Raw genomic sequence first — 24,519 nt, 5'->3', positions numbered from 1 at the left:
GCAACGATCTTCAAGCAGGCGAAGTTCCGATTTTGTTCATCGGGCTGTATATCCTTTACTTCGAATAAAAGGAGCTACATGCAGTGACAAGTGTTCTTGTAGTCGAAGATGATGCTCATATGTTGGAAATGATTTTATTAGTTTTAAGCCACGAAGGATTTCGTGTCCGGGGAGCCGTTAACGGCAAAGAGGCGCTTGCGGAGATGGAACGCTCGCCAGCGGATTTGGTTGTGCTTGATGTGATGATGCCTGTCATGGACGGGTGGGATTTGTGCCGCGAGCTGCGGCTTTCGTACCCCGAACTGCCCATGATCATGATTACCGTAAAGCACGAGACGAGTCAGAAGGTAAAAGGATTCGGCTTGGGCGCCGACGATTACCTGGTCAAGCCTTTCGATCCGCAGGAGCTGGTGATCCGAATCAAAGCGGTGCTGCGCCGGTACCGAATCGCGGCTGACAAAAGGATTGTCTTGGGGAGCTTCAAGCTGGACCGGCTTCGGGGAACCGTTTCGGTCAGCGACGCGACTTGGCATTTGCCGCTCAAGGAATTCGAGCTGCTATACCAGCTCGCAAGCTATCCCGGTCAAATCTTTATGCGGGAGCAATTAATCGAAGCGGTGTGGGGATTCGACCATGACGGGGACGAGCGGACCGTCGATGTTCATATCAAGCGGCTGAGGGAGCGGTTCGCCGCCCATACCCACCTGTTTCGCATCGTAACGGTTCGCGGTCTCGGATACCGATTGGAGACGGAAAGCCATGATTAAAAGCATCAACTTCAAAATTTTATTGATCTTTATCGTTGCATTAGCGGTAGGTTTCGGGCTCTCCATCCCGATCACCGTATTGTTGTTTCAAAACCAAGTCACGCAATCCATCCGGGACGAGTATGCGATGCGAGGCGGGTTGATTGCGGATGTTTATTCCCGTTTGGAGCCGACCGAGCGCGGCGGCTATCTGAAGCAGTTGTCCGAAAAGATGAAGGTATCCCTATGGGTATACGATCGGAACGGTTTGCGCTACGCGTACGGTCTGACAAGCAAGCCCAACCTTACCGATGACGATATACGACTCGTCCGGGACGGCGCCGAAGTCATAAGGCGCACGTCCGTTTTGCCCTTGCCGATGAGCCTGCAAATGGGTTTTCCTTTGCGAACGGCGGATGAGCGGCTGGCGCTCGTCATCCGTCCGGAAAGCTCCGATATGGTTCTCCTATTCCCCATTACGGGTGCTTTCATCTTGATTGCGCTCACGATCGGCAGCTTCAAATTCATTCTCTTCACGAGAGTGGTGGTGAAGCCCTTAAAGGCTTTGACGGCCGCGACCCGAAAGGTGGCCAAAGGAGACTACAATATCGTTCTTTCGACGAAGAGCAACGATGAATTGGGCGTCTTGTCGAAGCAATTTCAGCAAATGGCCCACGAGATCAGTCAAGTGGAAAAAATGCGGCAGGAGTTCGTTTCCAACGTGTCCCACGAAATTCAAACCCCGCTGGCGTCCATTTCGGGTTTTGTCTCCATCCTGCAGAAAGACGGCCTTGATGAGGCCGAGCAGCTGCGCTGTCTGAACATTATCCGGCAGGAAAGCATGCGGTTGTCCCGACTGAGCGAGAACATGCTCCGGCTGGCCGCGATCGATTCGAGCCATTATCCGTTCCAGCCGACGCTCGTTCGGCTTGACCGGCAGCTGCGCCATATTGTCGTAGCCGCGGAGCCGCAATGGGCGGCGAAACGATTGAATATTCATCCCGAGCTTCCGAAAACGACGATTCATGCGGATGAAGACTTGCTGAGCCAAGTATGGCTGAATCTTTTCGGCAACAGCATCAAATTCACGCCCGAGGGCGGCGACATCTTCATCGAGCTTCAATCCGGAAACGGCGAAATCGGCGTCGTCTTTCGGGATACGGGAATCGGGATCGCCGAAGAAGACCGCAAACGCGTCTTCGAACGTTTTTATATGGGAGATCAATCGCACAACCGCGAAGCGGGGGGAAGCGGGCTTGGGCTCGCGATCGTCAAGCGCGTCGTCGAACTGCACAACGGCCGGGTCGAGATCGACAGCGCCGTAGGAAGAGGAACGGCGGTAACCGTCTTTCTGCCGGTCACGTAACCCCGGCACACAATCGAAAACCCGAGCGAACGAAAAGGTGGACCATCCGTCCGCCTTTTTTACATTCATTCCCATTTGATTCATATTTCGTTCACATAGGACGCGTAGCATCAGTTGCGAAATCCGATTTGGAAAGAGATAAGCACGGGGAGGAAATGGATATGCTCGGATTGTTGCTTCATTTCGCGGTAACGTTGCTTTTGCCCCTCTTCTCGGGGATTGCCGCTTGGTATGCGAGCCGAACCTATCGGGCGCCTACGAAAGGCAAATTATATTCCCGTATGCGGTCGTCGCTCATTTGGATGGGAATCGGCGGATTGCTCTTGATCGTGAAAGCGGCGGCGGTCGTCGTCCTGGCGGCGTCCGGCGCGGAGTTCGCCGAAGATAAATGGGCGATGCAGCTGCCGATGCTGGCGATTCCCGCCGCGGCGATCGCGTTGTTCTCGATTCCGGCGGCAAGGACGATTCGGGGGGGAGCGGTCCAAGCGTCGAAGGAGCCGCCTTCGGCCCGGGACCGTCGGGCGGCGGCCGCGCCAGGTTGGGTATTTCCGGTCCAGGTTTTGTTTACAGGCTCGCTTTTGGCGGTGGTACAGCAGCTCTTTATCGCACCATGGCCGCTCCGAATCGGAACGGTCGTCGCGGTTTGGTCGGTTTACGCGGCTGTCGTCTATCTGCTATGGATTCGCCAAAAAAGCCGCTACCGCCGCTTCGTCGCAACCGGCTCGCCGGAAACGGGAACGCCGGCAGTGCGGGTATTCCGGAAAGCGGGAGTCTTCCTGACGGTCGCGCTCACTGCCGCCGTCTGGTTCACGCTCGGAGGGCAGGCAAGCCGCCTGCCGGACCGGATGAGCATGGCCGGCCATGAGCACGCGCATGCAGGCGATACCGCCGCATCGCAATCGGTAAGCGTCGCCGAGCTGACCGGGCCCAGAACCGGGACGCCGGATCGGTCTTTTACCCTGGAAGCGAAAAAAACGACGATGACGCTGCCTTCAGGCGAGAAGAAAGAAGCCTGGACCTACAACGGTCAGCTTCCCGGTCCGGAACTGCGGGTGAAGCAAGGGGATTTGGTCGAGGTCACCTTGATCAATACAGACATCGATGCCGGCGTCACGATCCATTGGCATGGCGTGGACGTGCCGAACGCCGAAGACGGAGTGGCGGGCATGACGCAAGACGCCGTCATGCCGCAAGAGAAGTACGTATATCGTTTCATTGCCGAGCAGGCGGGGACGAATTGGTATCATTCCCACCAGCAATCGTCGAAACAAGTGCAAATGGGACTTTACGGCGTCTTCATCGTGGAGCCGGACACTACGCTGCCGCGCCAAACGGCGGACCTGGCGGTCGTCTTGCACGACTGGCAGGCGGAGAACGGGACGTCCGTTTCCCTGGGCCAGCTGAACCGGCTCCAGCGCAAAACGGCGGAACCCGGAACGCTCGTTCGACTGAGGCTCGTGAATGCGGGAAATAGTCGCGCCCCGATTTATATTTCGGGCGTTCCGTTTCAAGTGGCGGCCATTGACGGCACCGACATTCACGAGCCTGCGGACTTGTCCGACAGCCGTCTGGAGCTGGCGGCCGGAGGCCGAACCGATGTGACGTTCGTGATGCCGGATACGGCCGTCGGCTTATCGCGGCAAACCGGGCCGTTTGTACAAGACGGCAATGTTCTCGTGATCAGCCCATCGAATGGGGGAATGCCGCCTGACGCCGTTAAGGGGTCTGTCTTCGATCCCGCGTCCTATGGAACGCCTATGAGGACGAAGTTCGGTCCCGGTACCCGGTATGACCGGAATTACAAGCTTGTTTTCGACAATCGGCTAGGGTTTTATAACGGGACGTTTACCTTCGTGCAGACGATCAACGGCCGCGTATTTCCGGATGCGCCGATGTTCAAGGTTCGAGAAGGCGATCTCGTCAAGATGTCGTTCGCGAATCGCGGCTTTGACGATCATCCGATGCATCTGCACGGTCACCATATCCAAGTGTTGAGTCGCAACGGCAAGGCCGTTGCGGGCAGTCCGTGGATCGCCGATACGCTGAACGTGGCTCCGGGGGAAACGTATGAGGTTGCGTTCGTCGCCGACAATCCCGGCATCTGGATGGATCACTGCCACAATCTTGACCACGCGGCCGTCGGAATGTCGGCTCACCTCGTCTACGAAGGCGTCTATTCCCCGTTTGAAATCGGCAGCGAGACCGTCAACCTGCCGGAGTGAGCGACACTTCGTTGATTTTCGTTCCAATGCCGCAAGTTCAATTTACGGGCCCTCATTCGTTCTGGGCATCGGCTTCGGGTTTGCTTTGCTCGGGTATGGCGCAAGTGCTTCCGTTTCAGTACAAGATCATGAACAAGGGAGCGTCGCTTCTTATGTGACGGCTTTGCAGGGACGGCGGCCGTTCCGTGCGCGAATGCTCTTGGGGGAGGGGTAGAATGACAACGAAAAAAGGGATCGTGCGACTGCTGGAAATCGCCGGAGAAAAGCGCGGACTGTTGATCGTCTCCGGCCTGTTCTCTTCGCTTAGCGCCGTTTGCATGCTGGTGCCTTACGCGTCCGTCTATTTCATTCTGCAGGAATTGTTGGAACACGCGGCGTCCCCGGCCTCGGCAGACGGAGCGATGATGGTCCGTTGGGGCGTGATCGCTTTGATCGGCTTCGCGGCCGGCTTGATCACGATGTACGCGGGGGGAATGGCTGCGCATATCGCCGCGTTTCGTATCGTGTACGGTCTCAGGGTCAAGCTTTCCAGCCACATCGGCAAGCTTCCGCTTGGCTGGATGAGCCGCAATTCGACAGGCGCAATAAAGAAAACGCTGGAACAAAACGTGGAGAAAGTGGAAACGTTCATCGCTCATCAATTGCCCGATCTCGTTCAAGCGATCGTGACTACGGTCTTGGTGATCGTCGTGATGTTTATGCTGAATGTTTGGCTGGCACTTGTTTGCCTCGTGCCGATCGTCCTCGCGGTTGCGGTTCAGATCGCGCTGCTCGGTGCGCCGAGGACGAAAGAATACCTCAAACAGTACCATGATTCGCTGGAACGGATGAACGGTTCCGCCGTCCAGTATGTGCGGGGGATGCCGGCCGTCAAGGTGTTCGGGCAAACCGTGCGATCGTTTCGCCAATTGTATCACGACATGATCCGCTACCGCGACTACGGGGTGAAATTAGCGGATCAGTTTCAAAACGGATTTTCGTTTTTTAAGGTGATGATCGGCTCGTTTGCCGTATTTGTTCTGCCTGTCGGCGTGTTTTTATGGAGCCGTGATCCGGGCAGCATCGCCTTCGCCTCCGTTCTGCTGTTTTTCCTGGTCATGGCGCCGGGCCTGTCCGCTCCTCTGCTTAAAATGATGTTTCTGGCTCATACGCTCGAGGATATCCACGAAGGCGTACGGCGCATGGACCGTATATTGGCGGAAGGGCATGTACCCGAGCCCGAACGCCCGAGACGGCCGGCTGCATTCGATGTTTCGTTCGATCGGGTCTCTTTTTCCTATGGAACGGAGCCTGCGGATGCCGCCGTGCTAACGGACATTTCCTTTACCGCCCGCCAGGGGGAAGTGACGGCGCTCGTCGGCCCGTCGGGAGCGGGCAAATCGACCGTCGCCCATCTGGTGCCTCGTTTCTGGGAGGCGAACGAGGGAGCGATCCGCATCGGCGGTGTGGATATCCGCGAAATCGCGACCCCCGATCTGATGAACACCGTCGCGTTCGTCTTTCAAGATTCGTTTTTGTTTTCCGATACCGTGTACAACAATATCGCGGTCGGGCGGCCGGACGCGCCGCAGGAAGACGTGTACGCGGCGGCGAAGGCGGCGCAGTGCCACGCTTTTATCGAGAACCTTCCGCAAGGGTATCACACGCCGATCGGAGAAGGAGGCGTCTACTTATCCGGCGGGGAGGAGCAGCGGATCGCCGTGGCGAGAGCGATTCTGAAGAACGCCCCCATCCTTGTGCTGGATGAAGCGACGGCGTTCGCCGACCCGGAGAACGAGTACGAGATGCAGCTGGCGTTGAAAGCGTTGATGAAAAACAAGACGGTCATCGTCATCGCGCATCGACTGTCCACCATTCGGGATGCGGAGCAAATTCTCGTGATGGAAAGCGGGACAATCGTCGAGCGGGGTAGGCATGAAGCCCTCCTCTCCGCTGACGGATTGTACGGCCGCATGTGGCGTTCTTATCGCCAAGCCGCACGATGGCATATGAGCAAAGGGGAGGCGGACGCAGAATATGAGCATGCTGCGCAACATGACGGCGGATAATCCGCGCTCGTTGATCAAACCCATATTTTACACGACTGTTGCCAATCTGGCGGGCGTCATTCCTTTTATATGGTTGGTGGAAGCGGCGAGATTGATCTTTACCCCGTTCGTCCATCCCGATCTCCCGCTCGATACGGCACGACTTTGGTGGGTGTGCGCCGGGCTTGCGGTGTCGCTTGTTCTCCTGTTCGGCTGTGAAATTCTCGCGAGCCGTTCCCAATTCCGCGACGCATACAGCGCGGCGGCCGACGGACGGTCGAGGCTGGCCGAGCATTTGCGAAAGTTGTCGCTAGGGTATCTGAACAAGCGGGATCCGGGCGATCTTGCCAATATGATGATGGGTGATTTCGCGATGCTGGAACACGGTATCTCCCATCTGGTTCCGCAGATGATCGGGGCCGCCGTCATGGCGGTTCTGGCTTTGATCGGCCTCTCTTTCTTCGACTGGCGACTGGCGCTTTCCTTGTTCGCGGCGCTGCCGGCGGCCATCCTGCTGATGCTTTTGACATCCGGCATCCAGCGCAAACTCAGCTCGCGGCATATGCGGGCCAAGATCGACGCCGGAAACCGGCTGCAAGAATATTTGAACGGAATCCGGGTGATCAAAGCGTATAACTTGACCGGAGAGCGGTTTGTCCGGCTGGAACGGTCTTTCCGGGAATTGATGCGGCAGAGCGTCCGTCTCGAAGGGGTGTTGGGGCCGATCGGTCTGAGCGCGACCGTCTGCGTTCGTGCCGGTCTTACCTTGATGGTTATGGCAGGCGTTCATCTGCTGCTCGGCGGAAGTCTGGATGTGATCACATTCGTCGCGTTCCTGATCATCGGAACCCGCATTTTCGATCCGCTGACGGCAGCGCTCTCCGGTTATGCGGAGCTTCGCTATATCGAGCAAGCAGGAGAACGCATCGTGCAGCTGTTGCGGGAGCCGGTCATGCCGGGAGAGCGGCAGCCCCCTGCGGGTCATGACGTCGAACTGAAGCGGGTTACGTTCGGCTATCTGGACCAATCGGTTTTGCGGGACGTGAGCGTCAGCATGCCGGCAGGTTCCTTCACCGCGTTGGTCGGCCCTTCGGGCAGCGGCAAAAGCACCGTTCTTCGGCTCATTGCCCGGTTTTACGACCCGGAGAAGGGGACGGTGACGATAGGCGGGGAGGATATTCGCGACATGGATCCGGAAGCGTTGCTGCGCAAAGTTTCCATGGTGTTTCAGGACGTATACCTTTTCCAGGATACGATCGCAGGCAATATCCGCTTCGGACGAAGCGACGCCACGCGGGAGGAAATCGAGGAAGCGGCGCGGCTTGCTTGTTGTCACGATTTTATCATGAAGCTGCCGCAAGGCTACGACACGATGGTAGGCGAAGGCGGCTGTACGCTGTCGGGCGGCGAAAAACAGCGAATCTCCATCGCCAGGGCGATGCTGAAAAATGCGCCGATCGTTCTCCTCGACGAGGCGACGGCTTCTCTCGACCCCGAGAACGAAGCGGAGATTCAACAAGCGATCGATCGGCTTGTTCAAGGCCGAACCGTAATCGTCGTCGCGCACCGGCTCAAGACCGTGCAGCATGCCGATCGGATTGTCGTACTGGATCACGGGCGGATCGTGGAGCAAGGCCGCTATGACGAATTGCTGTCGTCGAACGGCCTGTACGCCCGGCTGTGGAGACGGCAGCATGCAACGGCGCGTGGCGAATGATTCCAACCACAAAAGGAAATCGAAGCTGCCGATAATGGAATCGGCAGCTTCGCCGGCTTATCGAGAAAGCCCCGACTTTCTCAACAGACTCCTGATCAAGCGGGCCGATATATCCGTCTTAAAAACGTCCATATCGTCTCTTGAAAGGGTCCATACCGACGCGGAGCCGGGGCGGTCATAATAAACATGATCGACTTATTTGCAAGCGCTTTATTAGGCGCGTGTTTTTTGAGCGGGACAAATCGGATTGCGGCCACTACAATGGAGACGACGCCGGCTGCAGGGCGGGAGCCGGCAAGACGGAGGGAAGCCGCATGTTCGCATTGTTGAAAAAATATTCGATCCGGGTGCAGCTGCTCTGCCTCGGCATTACGATTTTGCTTCTGCTGGCGGTCACGGCGGCGTGGGGCTACAACCGGATCCTGAACATCACGTACAAGCGCAACACCGATTATACGACGGAAATGATCGCCGCGATCAAGCAGAGCGTCGCCTCCAACGTCGATTCGATCAACCGGATTTTGCCGAATATCGCCTATAACGATTTGGTCCAGCAATATTTGCTCGAGGACGACCGGCTCGCGCAGTACGAGCTGAACACCCGAATCGAGAAGCTGTTCGTCAATCTCCAGTCGATGAAGCAGGGCATCATGGGAGTCGTGCTGCTGGGCGAAGGAATCAGCTCGTACAATTGCGTCGGGTGCCGGGACTTCATTCCGTTCGGCGAAATCCCGCTCCGGACGAGCGCGTACTACACGGGCGTGCACTACTCGCCCTATTACAAAAGCGACGTGATGTACGTCGGCGTGCCGGTTTACGACATCCGGACGACCGCGCCGTCGGAGAAACGGATCGGGTATGCCGTCATGGTGCTCGATTTGCAGGCGATCGCGCCGAAGCTCGACGGCCTGTCCAAGACGATCGCGGGCCAATTTTATGTGCTCGACCGCAATCGCGCCGTCGCCATCAGCAACGACGCGTCGACGGTCGGCCGCCCGCTCCCTCCGGCTATCGCCAAGCGGGTCGAGGAGAACGGACCGTCCGGCGAGAGCGCCCGAAGCGAGGACGGAGCGTTCGTCGTTCGCGAGGAGGGGCTGCCGGAGATCGGCGGTACGATCGTCAGCGTGTTTCCGGTCGAGGAGCTGTTCCGCGGGCTGGAGGACGTTCAGCGTCTCCTGCTCGGCATGCTGCTGCTGCTCGTCGCCGTCATGTACGCGTTTTATATCGCGATCAGCCGCAACATTTTGTACCCGATCCGCTCCTTCATGACGTTCATCTACAGCTTGCGGGCCAAAGGGCTGGACCATAAGAACAAGCGGGTTTCGCTGGAAGGGTATTCGGAAATTACGATTATGGCGCGGCAGTTCAATTCGCTGCTGGACGAAATCGACGATTTGGCGGCGAAGCTGATCGATTCGAAGACGCACATTTTCGAGCTGCAGCTGCTCAAGAAGCAGGCGGAGCTGCAGTTTTTGAAAAGCCAGATCAACCCCCACTTTTTGTACAACACGCTGGAAACGATCAAAGGCATCGCCTATGCGAAAGGCGTGCCGGAAATTCGCGAAATGACCGATTCGCTCGGCCGGATTTTCCGATACAGCGTGAAGGGCGGCGAAGTGGTGCTGCTTCGGGAAGAGATCGAGACGGTCGAGGCGTACGTCCGCATCCAGCAAGTCCGCTTCGCGAACCGGTTCGAGTTCGCGAACGAGTTCGACGAAACGCTTCGCGAAACGAAGGTGATCAAAATGATTCTGCAGCCGCTCGTCGAAAATGCGGTATTTCACGGCATCGAGCCCTGCCTGCATCCATGCCGTCTCACCGTCGGCTGCCGGTTGGACGAAGGAGGCGATCTGCTGCTGTGGGTGGCCGACGACGGAGCCGGCATGGACCCGGCCATGCTGGACGGCATCCGACGCAGCTTGGCGGAGCCGCCGTCTTCCCACGATCTGAACGCCGCGCCGCAGAGGCACATCGGCATACTCAACGTGAACAACCGGATCCGATTCGCCTACGGCGGCGAGTACGGCATCGTCTCGATCGAAAGTGCGGCGGACCGGGGGACGACGGTGACGGTCAAGCTGCCGGCTAAGGAGGGGGTGCATCATGTATAAAGTCGTATTGGCCGACGATGAGCCGTGGATTTTGGAAAGCTTGAAAGGGACGCTGGACTGGCAGGCAAGCGGATATTCGATCGTCGGCGAGGCGCAGAACGGCGTAGAGGCGTACGAGCTTATCGCGTCGCTGAATCCGGATGTGGCGTTCATCGATATCCGGATGCCCGGCCTGAACGGGCTCGAGCTGATCCGCAAGCTGTACGAGGCCGGATCGGACACGCTGTGCATCGTCGCGAGCGGATACGCCGAGTTCGATTACGCGAAACGGGCGATGCAGTACGGCGCGGTGGGGTATTGCCTGAAGCCGTTCGACCGCGAGGAGATCGCGGGACTCTTGGCGGTCGCGGCGACGACGCTGGAACGGCGGCGGCAAGCGGTGCGGCACGAGCTGCTGCTTCTGCTGCAGGAGCGCGACCGGCCGCCGGGAGCGGAGGTCGAGCGGCTGCTCGACCGTCTCGGCTTCCGGTGGGACCGGGAAGCGGGAGGCGCGTTCGTCGCCGTCGTCCGGGGAAAGGACGCGGCGGCCTTCGCCATGCCGGACGGCGGTCCGGTCGTCGCCCTGCGCATCGGCAGCGGCTCGACCGCCTATGTGATCGGCCGGGCGGATCGGGCCGGGGCGCTTGCGCGCTTGGAGGCGTCGGTGCTGCCGACGGCGGAAGGGATCGGGATCGGCGCGGCGTTCGCCGATCCGGGCGCGTTGCGGGAACGGATCGAGGAGGCGGCGGTCGCGTCGTACCGATCGTTCGTCGGGAGCGGCGAGGCCGAGATCGGCGAGGCGCCGGGCGAGCGGACGTCCGACGCGCTCGATGCGAACGCGCTGCGGCTGATCGCGGACGGGTTCGAGCGCAAAGACGCCAAGCTGGCGCTGGGAGGGCTGTCGGCGCTCGAAGCGGGCTTCCGGTCGGGGCGGTACGATATCCGGCATGCGAGGCGGCTGTACAATCAGGTGCTTTCGTCGCTGTACCGGACGACGAACGGAAGTTCGGAGAGCTACGTGTCCGGTTTCGGCGAGCTGGCGTCCGCCTTCGGAACCGTATACGCGATGCTCGACCGGCTCCGGCGGGAGATCGGCGACAGCTTCGCCGGTGCGGGCGGCGAGACCGGCGGAAGGCGCGGCGGCGAGGAGACGTTCGCGCAGATCGTCCGGTACGTGCGCGATCGGTTTCGCGAGCCGATCTCGATTCAGGACATCTCGAAGACGTTTTACATGCACCCGAACTATGTAAGCCAGCTGTTCAAAAAAGAGCTGCGCGTCACGTTTACGAAGTATGTGACCGACATCCGGATGGAGTACGCCTGCCTGCTGCTCGGCACGACCGGGCTGACCGTGAGCGAAATCGCCGAAATGGCCGGCTATGCCGACTATTTCTACTTCGCCCGCGCGTTCAAAAAGCATACGGGGACGACCCCGACCGAATACCGCGCGAAGCGCGGGGCGGGGCCGTCCTCGCAGCATTGAACGCCGCCCGCCGGCGAGCCGGCGGGCGGCTTTTTATGCCGTCGTCGTACGGCGACGGCGCCGAATCAAGGTACAATTGTACGTTATTTGCGGTCTCAACGCTCGAAATAGCGCGATTCGGCGACGATGTCCCGCCAAGGCACGTACGTCGCCTCGGCCGCCGTTTTGCCGCTGCGGCGCAAATAGTCCGAGACGACCCGATAGCCGACGGCGTAACCGGCGTAAGGCGGAACGCCTTTTTTCTCGTAGCCCGGATTCGGAAAGTCCCCCGCGGGATCGCCGAACATATAGCCGCGTATCTCGTTGAACCCTTGAACCGCAAGCGCCTCCCGGAAACGGGGCCGTACCTCCTCGTGCTGTTCGTCGGTCAAGGCGCTCACCCAAGGTCCCAGCATATCCTCCCCGTACAATTCCGCGGCGAACGCCTCGGCCAATCCTTCGAGGACGATATATTGCCCAACCGTCGTCTCCGGGCCCCACGGCTCGAACGTCAGCCGGACGTTGTGATGAAACTCGTGCGCCGCGATCGACGGCAGCCGCGGGACGTTGTAGTCGCTCGGCCAGACGAGGACGATCACTTGTCCGGGATTGCCGCCGAAGCCGGTAAACCCGTGTACGGGCTTCAGTCTCGCCGGATCGCCGAGCGCCACGGCGAACAGCAGCTTGTCGAGCGCTACCCCGCGTTCGGCCGGACGGAGAGCGCGGACGGCCCGGTCGACGGCTTCCCGGCAGGCGTCCCAGCTGCCGGCCTTCTCGAGCCGGTCGAGCGCACGAAGCGCCTCTTCTGCGTCTCCGGCCGGGTCGTACAGGCCGATCGCCTGCACGAAATCCGGCGGTTGCCGGCCGGGCGGCATCATCCGCTGCATCGTCTCCCAAAAAGGCTGAAGCGGCTCGGTCACCCGTTCGCGGTATAGCGCGGCCCGTTCGTCCGGCTTCGCTTCAAAAACGCCGCGCTGACCCCGCAGCGTGTCAATAGCTAGGATTTCCATCGATTTTGTTCCCTCCTTCGGTTCGGACGCATCTTGTCCGTACACCGATGCTACACCTTTACGTTGCGTAAAGGTCAACCCCTTAACCGAACATCTTACAATCGTCCATACGCCCCCTAATCTCCGTTCATATGGCGCCGGTCCGGAGCCGCTTATACTGGAAGCAGACTTGGAAGCGCTTTTACAAAAGGGGGGAGAACCGGCTTGAATGCAACACGGAAAGGCTTATGGAAGCGAATGGTCGAGTACAAGTACATGTACGTCCTCGTCTTTCCGCTGCTCGTCTACTACGTCTTGTTCGAATACGTTCCGCTGTACGGGCTGATGCTGGCCTTCAAGGAATTCAACTTCGCCAAAGGCATATGGGGCAGCGACTGGGTCGGCCTGGCCAACTTCAAGGAAATTTTCCTGCTCGACGATTTCTGGATCGCGTTCCGCAATACGATCGTGATCGCCGTCGGGCGGCTCGTCTTCGAATTTCCGGTCCCGATCGTCGTAGCACTGCTGCTCAACGAAGTGCGCCGAATGGGGCTCAAAAAGTTTTATCAGGTCGTCTATACGTTCCCGCACTTTTTGTCCTGGGTCATCGTCAGCGGCATCCTGGTCAACTTTCTAGGGACGTTCGGCGTGCTGAACCAGCTGCTCGATCTGCTCGGCTTCGAGAAGGTGGCGCTGCTCGTCAGCCCGGAGCACTTCCGCGGCCTCATTTACGGAAGCAGCCTCTGGAAGGATATGGGCTGGGGTACGATCATTTATTTGGCCGCCATCGCGGGCATCAATCCGGCGCTGTACGAAGCGGCCGGCATCGACGGAGCGAACCGGCTCCAGCAAATGATCCATATTACATGGCCGTCGCTGAAAAGCACGGTCGTCATCCTGCTCATCCTGAAAATCGGCCACACGATGAGCTCCGGCGGCGGCGGCTTCGATCAAATTTTCAACCTGTACAACCCGGCCGTCTACGAGAAGGCGGACATTCTCGACACTTACGTGTACCGCCGGACGTTCGCCGTCGGCAACAGCTACGGCACCTCGACCGCGGTCGGTCTCTTCAAATCCGTCGTCAATTTCGTCCTGCTCGCGGCCGCCAACCGGGCGGCGAAGCGGCTCGGCCAAGACGGCTTATATTAGGGAGGACCGGACATGACGCCACGACATACATGGGCCGACTACTCGATTCACGCGCTGCTCATGCTGATCGCCATCGTTACGATTTTGCCGTTCTACAACGTGTTCATCACCTCGTTCGCCGACCCGGCGGAAGTCGTGAAGCAGCAGCTGTATCTCATCCCGACCAGCTTCACGCTGAACTCCTACGAGCTGCTCCTGAACGGCAGCTACGTGGGGCGGGCGCTGTTCAACTCGCTCGTCGTCACCGCCGCCGGCACGTTCGTCAACATGCTCGTCACGACCTGCGGCGCGTACGCCTTGTCCAAAAAAGCGATGCCGGGCCGCAAAGCGATGATGGCGGGCATCGTCTTTACGATGCTGTTCAGCGGAGGGCTGATCCCGTTTTACTTGACGATCAAAAATTTGCACCTGATCAACAGCTACGGGGCGATGATTTTCCCGGTCGCGGTCAGCACGTTTTTCCTGATCGTCATGATCAACCAGTTCAACACGATTCCGCCGAGCTTGGAGGAGTCGGCCAAAATCGACGGGGCCAACGACATTTACGTGCTGTTCCGCATCGTCATGCCGATCTCGAAGCCGACGCTGGCCGCCATTACGCTGTTCTATGCGGTCGCCCGCTGGAACGAGTGGTACAACGCCATGCTGTTCGTCACCGATCCGAAAATGCATCCGATGCAGCTGTTTCTGCGCAATATGCTGGCCGACGTGACGCGAATGGCCCGCGACGATATGGGCGCCAACATGATGGCGCAGATGAGCCAGCGGTACCCGGACGGGCTGAAGATGGCGAGCGTCGTCGTGACGATGCTGCCGATCATGCTGGTATACCCGTTTCTGCAAAAGTATTTCTCCGCGGGCGTCACGCTGGGCGCCGTCAAGGAATAAAGGTCGGTTTTAGGACCAAGTTGTCTTAAAATAAAAGACGAGTGTCAAAAAGGGAGGAAGCACCATGTTCAACAAACGTTTCGGCTACGCCGCCCTGGCGCTGACCGTATCCGCATCCGTCCTGTCCGCATGCGGCGGAGGGTCCGACGAGCCGTCCGCCGGCACGAACGGAGCGGGAGAAAACGCCGGCCAGGCGGGAGGGGCGAAAAACGCCAAGAAGCTGGATATTTCGTTCTCGTTTTTCAACATCGGCTCGGCGTTTCCGAACCGCGACGCCGACGAGCTGCTCAAAATGATCGAAAGCAAGTTCAACGTCCGCATCGTGGACAAAGTGATCAGCTACTCCGACTACAAGGAGAAATACCAGCTCTGGAGCGCATCCGGCGAGCTTCCCGACGTATTCAGCGACGACACGATCAATTCCGAAGGCTATTTCTCGTGGATCAAGCAGGGGATTATCCGCCCGCTGCCGGCCGATCTGAGCCCCTATCCGAACGTGCAGAAGATGCTGAGCTTGAAGGATACGAAGTCGCTTCAGGTCGACGGGAACTATTACATGATCCCGCGGCTTACGTATCCCGAACCCGAGACGTGGGCGCTCGAGCGCGCCTTGATCGTCCGCAAGGACTGGATGGAGAAGCTCAATTTGAAAGACCCGGTCACGTACGACGACTACTTGAATATGCTCAGGGCGTTCGCCAAAAACGATCCCGACGGCAACGGCAAAAACGATACGGTCGGCGTTACGCTGCGCTCGACGACGATGCTGCTGCCGCTCGCGACCGGTACGTTTCCGCATACGAGCAACTCATCCTGGGTGAAGGAAAACGGGCAATACATTCCGTTCTACGCCTCGGAGAAGATGAAGGACGTCGTCGTGCAAATGCGGCAGCTGTTCGCGGAAGGCGCCATCGACCCCGACTTCGCGATCATGAAGACGAACGACGGCATCGACAAATTCGGCCAGGGCAAAGTCGGGGCGATCTCGATGCAGGCCGCGCCGAACGCGCTGAAGAAGCTGGACGCCGCCTGGAGCAAATACAACAAGGATACGAAGTTCGAGGACGTGTTCAAAATTTTGCCGGAGTCGTGGGCGGCCGAGGACGGGTCGCGCTACCGCCACGTCGAGCCGTCGTTCTGGTCCGAGACGTACTTCAGCTCCAAGGTGAACGACGAGAAAATGGACCGCATCCTGCAAATTTACGACTGGCTCCAGTCCGACGAATTTTTCACGATCAAGCAGTACGGGCTGGAAGGAAAGGACTACAAGAAGGAGAACGGCAAAATCGTCGTGACCCGCGAGAAAAACGACAAGGGCGAGTACAAAAGCCTGGGCAGCTATTACCCTTCGCTGAACCTGTTCGGTTCGTTGGCCGCCTGGAACCAGCAGTTCGAATACGAGGACAGCGAAGCGTCCAAAATCAACTACGGCGAGAAGCTGTCGAAGGTCGCGCGGGATACGTTGAAGGAGAAGGTCGCCTCGTTCAAGCCGGTGCCGACCAACTTCGACATCGAGCAGCTGTATACGCCGGCGAAAGCGAAGCTGAGCGCCATCAACGCGACCGAAGACGTCATCAAGGTGATGCTCAGCAAGGAAGATCCGGTGGCGATGTGGACGAACATCGTGAAGGGCTACGACAACAAAGGGCTGCGGCAGGCGATCAAGGAAGTGAACGACGAAATCCGAAAGCGGGGCTTGGACAAGTAACGGGACCAAGGCGGATTCGGATTCGCATTCGGAAACCGGGAGAGAGGGCTGTCTATGAAAAGACGCTCCGCAGCCATCGGATGGATCGGGGCGTTTCTGGCGATCGCCGCGGCCGTCGCGGTTTGGTACGGGATGTACGGAAGGCCGTCGGCGGCCGACATGCCGTGCTGTTACGCGGCCGTAACCGATCAGGGGACGCACCGGATCATCGTGCTCGACACGGACGCCGCGGATTGGAACGACGAGCGGGCGGTTCGGTGGGCGTGGTCGCCCAACGACGTTCCCGGCTTCGAGAAGCTGAAGCATGCTTGGGGATTGCCGACGGACGCGAAGCCGAGGTACGATGGGGAGAGCGGAGCCGTCCGCGTCGCGGTGACCGATTCGCGGGGATTGGCGGCGATCGTTTCGTACCCCGACGGGGGAAAAGTATGGGCGGCGGATGCAGGGGGCAACCCTCATTCCGCCGAGCTTCTTCCGAACGGCAATATCGCCGTGGCGGCCAGCACCGGGGGCTGGGTGCGCGTCTATGCTTCGTCGCAAGGGGATACCGTCACGACGTATGCGGAGTACGGGCTGGCATCGGCGCACGGCGTTCAATGGGACCCGAAGCTTGGCGTGTTATGGGCCCTTGGAGGGGACTCGCTCGTCGCCTTGAAGGTAAGCGGAACCGATGCGGCCCCGGAGCTTGCGGAAGTCCGTAAAGTCGCGCTGCCGACGAAGCACGGTCACGACCTGCAGCCCGTGTACGGCGACGCGGACCGGCTATGGGTCACCACCGGTTCGAAGGTGTACCAGTTCGTCAAGTCGGCGAACGCGTTCGACGACGCGTTTCCCGGACATGAAGCGATCAGCCGCGTCGGCGTGAAAGGCATCGGGAGCTTCGCTTCGGGCCTGGTAGTGGAAACGGTGCCGGACGTTGCGAAGTCGCCCGCGGGCGTCTGCAAGCGGAACACCTGGTGCACGGAGACGGTCGATCTGTTCCGGCCGGACGGGACAAGAACGATCGAGGGCGGCGCCATTTACAAAGTGCGAGTATGGAACGCCGACTATCAGTGAACGGAGTGGATGTCGGAACATGAGCTTCACGTGGGAAGGCTTGGTGGCGGGAACGGATCAGGCGAGCGGGCGCATCGTGCTGCTCGATCCGGCCGATACGGATTGGAACGGGGCCGACGCCGTCCGATGGAGCTGGGCGCCCGATCGGGCGGGCGGCTTCGACGATTCGCTGATCGCCGCATGGGGCGTCCCGACGGACGCCAAAATTCGCCGCTGCGACGCTTGGGGCGGGCTGTGGCTGGTCGCGACCGACTCGCTGGGGCTGGCGGCCGTCGTCCCGTTCCCGTCCGCGGATCGGAAGCGTTGGGCGGCGAACGTCGGGGGCAACCCGCATTCGGCGGAGCTGCTGCCGAACGGCAACGTCGCCGTCGCCTCGAGCACCGGCGGACGCGTGCGGCTGTACGCCTCCTCGCAGGGACCCGAGGCGGACGCGTATGCGGAATTCGCCCTGCCCGGGGCGCACGGGCTCGTCTGGGACCCGCGCCGGGACGTGCTGTGGGCGCTCGGGGACGACGATCTCGTCGCGCTTGCCGTCGAAGGGTCGGACGCCGAGCCCGTTATGCGGGAGTCGAGCCGGACGGCTCTGCCGACTCGCGGCGGACACGATTTGCAGCCCGTGTACGGCGACGCGGACCGGCTGTGGGTCAGCACGGTCGGGCACGTGTATCAATACGTGAAATCGGCGGATGCCTTCGTATCCGACTATCCGGAGTGCCGGGAAATTAGCCGGCCCCACGTGAAAAGCGTGGGCAACTTCCGCTCCGGCCGGGTGGCCGGTACGGTGCCGAAGGCGGGCAGCCTGTACGAATGGACGACGGATACGGTCGATTTCCACGGCCCGCCGTCGAAGCGGGTTTGCGAAGGGGCCGCATTTTACAAAGCGCGGATCGTCTATTCGGACTACGAATGACACCGGTGAGAAAGGAGACGAACGGCATGGAGACGGGGCGTGAGCGGGATGGAATCCGGAAAGCGGCGAGCGGCGGCATGTACGCGGCGGGCGAACCGGGTGGTTTGCCCGGCGTCGGGACGAGGGAAGCTGCGGGAGCCGGAGAGAAGGCCGCGGGATGGGAGGAACCCCGGGGGACTTCGGGAACCGAAGGAGCCGCGGCGGACGCGCGGGCTGAAGCGAGGCCGTCGCCGTCGGACCCGGCCCGTTGGCCGATCGGGGCTTCTCTTTCCCTCGAGACGTGGAAAAACGGCGGTATCGATTTGAACCGGTTTTACGATGCGGGCATTCGCCACATCGAGATGGCTTGGCGGCACAGCACGTACGATATGTTCGATCCGGACAACGAGGCGTACGCCGAAGCGTTGGTCGTTCGCGCTCGCCGAATCGGGCTGGACGTCTGGACGATGCACCTGCCGTACGGGACGGCTTGGGACGTCTCGGTCGTCGACGATGCGGAGCGGGCCGCCGTTCTGGACCGGCACGGCCGTCTGCTCCGGCTGGCCCGGCGATGGGGCATCGGCAGGGCGGTGCTGCACCCGAGCTGGGAGCCGATCGCCGCGGACGAGCGCCCGGCGCGGGTGGCCGCATGCAAGCGGGCGCTGCCGCTGCTGGCCGCGGAAGCGGAGCGGCAGGGCGTCCGCATCGCGGTGGAATGCTTGCCGCGCACGTGCCTCGGCAATACGAGCGCGGAGATGCTCGAGCTCGTCGGCGCCGACGAGCGGCTCGGCGTCTGCTGCGACGTGAACCATTTGCTGCAGGAGCGGTCCGAGCATTTCATCCGGCGGCTGGCCGGGCGGATCGTCACCGTCCACATGTCCGACTACGACGGCGTGGACGAGCGGCATTGGCTGCCGGGGAAAGGCGTCATCCGCTGGAACGACGTGATCGGCGCGTTGGCCGAGCAGGGGTATGCCGGGCCGTTTCTGTTCGAGGTGCGGCAGCCCGACCCGGACGAGCTCGCCGCTTGCTGGGAACGGCTGCTGGGAGACTACGTCCGCAGGTGACAGCCATGCGCGCAGGCGCGAAAAAGCCGCAGAACCATCGGTTCTGCGGCTTTTTAATCCCGTCGCGATCCGCGATTTTTTCTCCGGACGCTCCTTCGTTCAGCCGATTTCGTCCTGCTCGAACATCGCCGCCTCCCGCTCCCGAATGATTCGGCGCAGCTTGCTCGCCGTTTCGCGGGTGATGACGCCCTGCTCGTAGAGCGACTGCACCTCGTCCCGTTCGGCTTGGACGGCGACCCAGCGAAGCTCCTTCTTCCGCTCATCGAACCGCTTGTCCCGCCTTTGCATCGCGTCCGGAATGCGGGCGAGACGGTCGAGCACGCGGTTGTAATGCGTGATGACGTCCGCCGCTTCCCGGTCCGTCTCCGTTCGGCGAACTTTCCGGACCTCCTCGATCGCCGCCTCGCACGTACGAATCTTGATGCTGCGCAGCGCCTCGACGTCGGCCGCCGGCAGCTTCGCGAGCGCGACCTCCCGGCGCGTGAAGCCGGCCTTCAGCCTTCCGAAAAACAGCTTCAGCAGCATCGTCCACAGATGGAGCCGGTTCGCCAGCAAAAGCTCGATCTGGTCCAACGTTTTGAAAAACTGGTTGGCGTGCTCGCGGCTGATTTCTCCGCTCTCCAGCAAGTTTCGGGCGCATTCCCGCTCTTCGGCGAGGGCGAGAAGCCGCAGCTCGTTTTCTTTTTCGCGCGAATGCGTGGCGGCTTTCCGGTCGGCGTTTTTCATGCGGATGCGATGAATCCACTGCTTGTAGTCGGCGATGACGGAGGAGACGGCGGCTTCGTTCTCTTCGTTGCGTTCCCGATGAACCGCTTGGATGGCCGCCGACATGACCCGGATTTGGATTTGCCGCTCGCTCTCCTCCCGTTCCGCCTCGTCGGCCGACTTTTTCTTCTTCGAGAGCAAGGGCAGTAGGACGCTCGCCGCCAGCAGCGAAAGCAAAATGACGGCCGCCGCCAAAAACAGGATCAGGCTTCGCTCCGGAAACGGGCTGCCGTCCTCGAGCACGAGCGGAATCGAAAAGGCGCCGGCCAGCGTAACCGCCCCCCCGGACGCCGGAAAAGGCCGTCATGACGAGCATTTTGAAGCCGGGCGCCTGACGGTCCTTGCTGCCGCCGAATAAGCGGCCCCCTCTTGTAAACGCGAACGTCCATGCGAACCGAAGCGCCATCAGCATCGCGAAAATGACGGCCGCGTAGCCGATCACCTGGAAGTTGTCGAACGACGGGTCTTTCAAAATCGTCGCGGACACGTCCGGAATTTGCAGGCCCAAAATGACGAAGACGAGTCCGTTCAAAATAAAAAGCAGCACCGACCACGTGTTGTTGGACACCGTCTTCAGCTTCATCATCGCCGGCTCCGCCCGGTCGCGCTCGATCGCGTGGACGATCCCGCCGGCCACCGCGGCCAAAATGCCGGACATGCCCAGCTCCTCGGCGATCATGTAGAGCAGAAACGGCGTCAAAATTTGGACCAGCATGTGCATCGTCACGTCCTCCATTCCGGCTCTCCGCAGGACGAGGCGCAGCCAGCTGATCAGGAAGGCGAGGAGCGCGCCGATCAACAGGCCGCCGATCGAAATGACGAAGAAGCTGGCCGTCGCGCGGGGGAACGAGAAGACGCCGGTCACGGCTGCGGCGATGGCGAATTTGAAGGCGACGAGACCGGATGCGTCGTTCATGAGCGCTTCGCCCTCGAGCAGCCGCATCAAGCTTTTCGGCATATGGATCCGGCCGGCCAGAGCGCCGACGGCAACGGCGTCCGTCGGCGACAAAATGGCGGCCAGCCCGAACGCGGCGGCGAGCGGAATCGACGGAATCATCCAATGGATCGCGTACCCGACCGTGAAGACGGTAATGAACACGAGTCCGACCGCCAGAAGCAGGATCGGGGCCCGCAGCTTCCAGAGCTCGTCGCGCGGCGTATGCTTGCCGTCGTTGTACAGCAGCGGGGCGATGAACAGGACGAAGAACAGCTCCGGCTCGAGCGGGAGATGAATGCCCGAGGGGAAGAGCGCGGCGGCGACGCCCAGAGCGATCTGAACGAGCGGCACCGGAACGAACGGGACGAATCGGCTGACCACGTTGGAGACGCCGATCAGAGCGAGCATGACGAGTACGGCAAGAAACAGTTCCAAGGACGCATCTTCCCTTCGAGTAGCCGGACGTTTTTTAACAAATTATAGTGTATCCGCCCGCCGGAAAACAATAAATCGGTTTTGCGGCAAGTCCCGGGCGGACGCGAAAAAGGCCGCGCGGCTTCAGACCGCCGGCGGCCGGTACAACCAATTATTGCGGACGGGCGGGCGCGGCGGCCGCACTCCTCCCCGTGTCTTCGCGTATCAAGCCCGGAACGGCTCGATCTCGTTGCCTTTGGCCCAAATGCGCTGCAGCTCGAGCTCGGGGCTCGCGAGCAGAACGTCCGCCTGCTTGCCGGCTTCCAGGCTCCCGGTCCGGTCGAACAGGCCGAGCTGGCGCGCCGGGTTGCCGCTCGCGTAGCGGCTCGCCTGCTGGACGGATACGCCGACCTGCTCGACGGCGAAGCGGAGCGCGCCGATCATTGTCAGCGTGCTGCCGGCGAGGCTGTTGCCTTCCTTCAGCGTGGCGACGCCGTCCTTCACGTTAACGGCGAGACCGCCCAGGTCATACGTCCCGTCCTCCAGTCCCGCGGCGGACATGGCGTCGGTAATCAGCATCAAGTTGTCGTTCGTCTTCGCCTTCGTCAGCAGCCGGATGCAGGCCGGATGGACGTGATGGCCGTCGGCGATCACCTCCGCGCTGATGCGGTCGTCGGTCAGGACGGCGCCTACGGTGCCGGGATTGCGGTGGTGCAGCCCGGTCATCGCGTTGAACGTATGCACCGATTGGTTCAGCCCCGCATCGGCGGCCGCCATAATCTGATCGTATGTCGCGTCCGTATGGGCGGCGGCGGCGTTAATGCCGTTCGCGCGCAGCCAGGCGATCAGCTCGAGCGCCCCTTCCGTCTCGGGAGCGAGCGACAGCTGCTTGATCAGCCCGGGGTAGGCGGCGTGCCATTCCTCCAGCCACGCCTTTTGCGGCGGGACGATGTAGGCGGGGTTTTGGGCGCCTTTATATTTGACGTTGATGAACGGTCCTTCGAGATGGACGCCGACGACTTGCGCGTACGGCATATCCTTCGACCGGTATTCGTTCACGACGGCCAGCACGTCGGACAGCCGGTCCTTCGGCCCGGTCAGCGTCGTGGCGACGATGGACGTCGTCCCGTGCCCGCCGTGGAACCGGGTGATCGTATCGATCGATTCGGCCTCCGCGTCCATGAAGTCGGCGCCGTAGCCGCCGTGAACGTGGACGTCGACGAAGCCGGGCAGCACCCAGCCGCCCTTGGCGTCGATCACTTCGGCGCCGGTAGTGCTTGCATCCGACGGGGCAGAAGGCCGGACCGATTCGATGACGCCGTCGGTCCATACGATCGTGCCGTTCTCGATGACTTGCGTTTCGGTTACGATTTTCGCGTTCGTGACGATGACGGTTCGGCTCATGCGTTGATCAGCCTCCCGGATTCGGTATCGAGCAGGACGACGACGTGCGGATGCGTCTGCAGCAAGGATGCCGGGCATTCGGTCGTAATCGGTCCTTTGAGCGCGCGGTGCACGATTTCCGCCTTGTCCGCTCCGCGAACGACGAGCAGAATCATTTTCGCTTTCAAAATCGTCCCGACGCCCATCGTAAGCGCATGTGTCGGCACCTCGTCGATCGAGTTGAAGAAGCGGGCGTTCGCTTGGCGCGTTTCGTCCTTCAGCTCGACGATGTGCGTGCCGCTGACGAGCGCATGATCCGGCTCGTTGAAGCCGATATGGCCGTTATGGCCGAGGCCGAGCAGCTGCAGATCGATCTGCTTCGCATCGTCGAGCAGCTGGTTGTAGCGGGCGCATTCCTGCTCCAGCTCCGGCGCGTTGCCGTTCGGAATGTGCGTCCGCTCGCGCGAGACGTCGACGTGATCGAACAAATGCTTGTTCATATAAGCATGATAGCTTTCAGGGTGATCCTCCGGGATGCCGACGTATTCGTCGAGGTTGAACGTCGTCACCGATTTGAAGCTGACCATGCCTTTGCGGTACGTCTTGACGATTTCCTCATAGATGCCGACGGGGGTCCCGCCGGTGGCGAGCCCGAGAACCGCCCGCGGGTTCGTTTGCACGAGGCCGGTAATGATGCCGGCTCCCGCTTCGTTCAATTCTTCGTTGGAGCGGAACGTTAAAATGTTCATGCTTGCTATCTCCCTTTTTCTTTGCGGTATTTTTTGACCATCTGGTACGAGAGCTCCAGCTTCGGCACGTACGTATCGAACGACTCGCTGACGAGCCCGGTGAACAGGATGTCGACGACGTGCAGCTGCGCGATGCGCGACGCCATGTCCCCCCGCCGCATTCCCTCCTCGAGCGAGGACGTATACAGGGGGATGTCCGCGAGCGACGACAGCGTGGTCGGCCCGAATTTCGTCAGCGAGACGGTGACCGCTCCGCGTTCTTTGGCGCAGCGCAGCGCGTCGATCGTCTCCGGCGTCTCGCCCGAATACGAGATCGCGAAGGCGGTGTCGGACGGACCGAGATTGGAGGCGGACGTCACCTGCATGTGCGGGTCGGAGAAGGCGTTGGCGCGCTTGCCGATCCGGACGAGCTTCTGGTAAAAGTCTTGGGCTACGACGCCGGACGTGGCGACGCCGTAAATGTCGATCTGGCCCGCCCCGCGAAGCGCGTCCAGCGCCCGCGCGAGCTGCTTCGGATCGAGCAGGCGCGACGTATCGGAGATGGAGCGGATATGGTTCGCCTCCATCGCGGCCACGATGCTCTCGAGCGTGTTGCCGGCGACGATGTCTTGATACGATTCGGCCGGGGGCTGCTGCGCGAGCTCAGTGGCGAGCTGCATTTTCAGTCCGGCGAAGCCTCCGGCGTGGAAGCTTTTGCAAAATCGGGAGACGGTCGCCGCGCTCGTCTGCGCCTGATCGGCGAGCTCGGTAATGCCGAGCCGGACGACGAGCTGCGGATGGTCGGCGATGAATTCGGCGAGCGACCGTTCCTTCGGGTTCATGTGCGGCAGCCGCTCGCGGATCGATCTCAACAAGTCGGACATGTCGGAACGCTTCTCACCTCGGCTCGCGA

At 60.7% G+C, this 24,519-nt stretch carries 17 protein-coding genes and 1 pseudogene; 13 read left to right on the top strand and 5 right to left on the bottom strand.

Translation table 11 applies throughout. The features are described 5' to 3' along the window. The first annotated feature begins 83 nt into the window (after nt 1-83). The 7 genes from DLM86_RS01330 to DLM86_RS01295 all read left to right on the top strand — a co-directional run bounded on the left by DLM86_RS01330 (nt 84) and on the right by DLM86_RS01295 (nt 11,651). Nucleotides 84-767, top strand: coding sequence for a response regulator transcription factor (locus DLM86_RS01330; protein WP_110838156.1), 684 nt, complete (start codon nt 84-86; stop codon nt 765-767). Beyond that, nucleotides 760-2,112, top strand: coding sequence for a sensor histidine kinase (locus DLM86_RS01325; protein ID WP_110838155.1), 1,353 nt, complete (start codon nt 760-762; stop codon nt 2,110-2,112). Before DLM86_RS01330 ends, DLM86_RS01325 begins: the two co-directional genes overlap by 8 nt. Before the next feature lie 329 nt (nt 2,113-2,441). Next, entirely contained in the window at nt 2,442-4,334 is a 1,893-nt protein-coding gene (locus DLM86_RS01320) for a multicopper oxidase family protein (protein ID WP_245954332.1), read from the top strand. 215 nt (nt 4,335-4,549) lie between these two features. After that, nucleotides 4,550-6,382, top strand: coding sequence for an ABC transporter ATP-binding protein (locus DLM86_RS01310; RefSeq protein ID WP_110838152.1), 1,833 nt, complete (start codon nt 4,550-4,552; stop codon nt 6,380-6,382). Next, entirely contained in the window at nt 6,351-8,078 is a 1,728-nt protein-coding gene (locus tag DLM86_RS01305; RefSeq protein WP_110838151.1) for an ABC transporter ATP-binding protein, read from the top strand. The genes DLM86_RS01310 and DLM86_RS01305 overlap by 32 nt, the downstream gene beginning before the upstream one ends. Nucleotides 8,079-8,392: 314 nt before the next feature. Then, nucleotides 8,393-10,189: a sensor histidine kinase gene (locus DLM86_RS01300; protein ID WP_110838150.1), complete on the top strand. Its 1,797-nt coding sequence runs from the start codon at nt 8,393-8,395 to the stop codon at nt 10,187-10,189. Then, complete coding sequence (locus DLM86_RS01295) at nt 10,182-11,651, top strand: response regulator transcription factor (RefSeq protein ID WP_110838149.1); 1,470 nt, start codon at nt 10,182-10,184, stop codon at nt 11,649-11,651. Before DLM86_RS01300 ends, DLM86_RS01295 begins: the two co-directional genes overlap by 8 nt. A 95-nt stretch (nt 11,652-11,746) precedes the next feature. On the opposite strand, the gene DLM86_RS01290 is transcribed toward DLM86_RS01295, so the two are convergent. Next, nucleotides 11,747-12,640, bottom strand: a complete 894-nt coding sequence (locus tag DLM86_RS01290) for a DUF2268 domain-containing putative Zn-dependent protease (RefSeq protein ID WP_110838148.1) — start codon at nt 12,638-12,640, stop codon at nt 11,747-11,749. A gap of 204 nt (nt 12,641-12,844) precedes the next feature. On the opposite strand from DLM86_RS01290, the gene DLM86_RS01285 reads away from it, so the two are divergent. From DLM86_RS01285 to DLM86_RS31680, 6 genes are all read left to right on the top strand, one after another. Continuing rightward, a complete protein-coding gene (locus DLM86_RS01285; protein WP_245954290.1) occupies nt 12,845-13,771 on the top strand; it encodes an ABC transporter permease in 927 nt (308 codons plus the stop codon). Between the two features lie 12 nt (nt 13,772-13,783). Continuing rightward, entirely contained in the window at nt 13,784-14,659 is an 876-nt protein-coding gene (locus tag DLM86_RS01280) for a carbohydrate ABC transporter permease (RefSeq protein WP_110838146.1), read from the top strand. Nucleotides 14,660-14,723: 64 nt separating this feature from the next. Next, complete coding sequence (locus DLM86_RS01275; RefSeq protein WP_110838145.1) at nt 14,724-16,367, top strand: extracellular solute-binding protein; 1,644 nt, start codon at nt 14,724-14,726, stop codon at nt 16,365-16,367. Nucleotides 16,368-16,421: 54 nt separating this feature from the next. After that, nucleotides 16,422-17,423 (top strand): DUF6528 family protein, encoded by a 1,002-nt coding sequence (locus DLM86_RS01270; protein WP_110838144.1) that lies wholly within the window; start codon nt 16,422-16,424, stop codon nt 17,421-17,423. A 19-nt stretch (nt 17,424-17,442) separates the two neighbouring features. Then, a complete protein-coding gene (locus DLM86_RS01265; RefSeq protein WP_110838143.1) occupies nt 17,443-18,333 on the top strand; it encodes a DUF6528 family protein in 891 nt (296 codons plus the stop codon). A 26-nt stretch (nt 18,334-18,359) separates the two neighbouring features. Beyond that, the gene (locus tag DLM86_RS31680) at nt 18,360-19,379 is read left to right on the top strand and encodes a sugar phosphate isomerase/epimerase family protein (RefSeq protein ID WP_158289266.1); all 1,020 of its coding nucleotides are present in this window, start codon (nt 18,360-18,362) and stop codon (nt 19,377-19,379) included. Nucleotides 19,380-19,478: 99 nt separating this feature from the next. Here DLM86_RS31680 and DLM86_RS01255 read toward each other — a convergent pair. The 4 genes and pseudogenes from DLM86_RS01255 to DLM86_RS01240 all read right to left on the bottom strand — a co-directional run bounded on the left by DLM86_RS01255 (nt 19,479) and on the right by DLM86_RS01240 (nt 24,490). Beyond that, nucleotides 19,479-21,516, bottom strand: a pseudogene (locus DLM86_RS01255) (Na+/H+ antiporter). Between the two features lie 204 nt (nt 21,517-21,720). Continuing rightward, nucleotides 21,721-22,899 (bottom strand): N-acetylglucosamine-6-phosphate deacetylase, encoded by a 1,179-nt coding sequence (gene nagA / locus DLM86_RS01250; RefSeq protein ID WP_110838142.1) that lies wholly within the window; start codon nt 22,897-22,899, stop codon nt 21,721-21,723. After that, on the bottom strand, nt 22,896-23,627 hold the full coding sequence (gene nagB / locus DLM86_RS01245) for a glucosamine-6-phosphate deaminase (protein WP_110838141.1): 732 nt from the start codon (nt 23,625-23,627) through the stop codon (nt 22,896-22,898). Before nagB ends, nagA begins: the two co-directional genes overlap by 4 nt. A gap of 5 nt (nt 23,628-23,632) precedes the next feature. Continuing rightward, nucleotides 23,633-24,490: a MurR/RpiR family transcriptional regulator gene (locus tag DLM86_RS01240; protein WP_110838140.1), complete on the bottom strand. Its 858-nt coding sequence runs from the start codon at nt 24,488-24,490 to the stop codon at nt 23,633-23,635. Between the last annotated feature and the right edge of the window lie 29 nt (nt 24,491-24,519).

The organism is Paenibacillus flagellatus (assembly GCF_003217775.1).
In the GTDB taxonomy this organism is placed as follows: domain Bacteria; phylum Bacillota; class Bacilli; order Paenibacillales; family NBRC-103111; genus Paenibacillus_AB; species Paenibacillus_AB flagellatus.
Note: the sequence above shows the minus strand (reverse complement) of the source record. Positions and strands in the feature narration are given on the sequence as shown.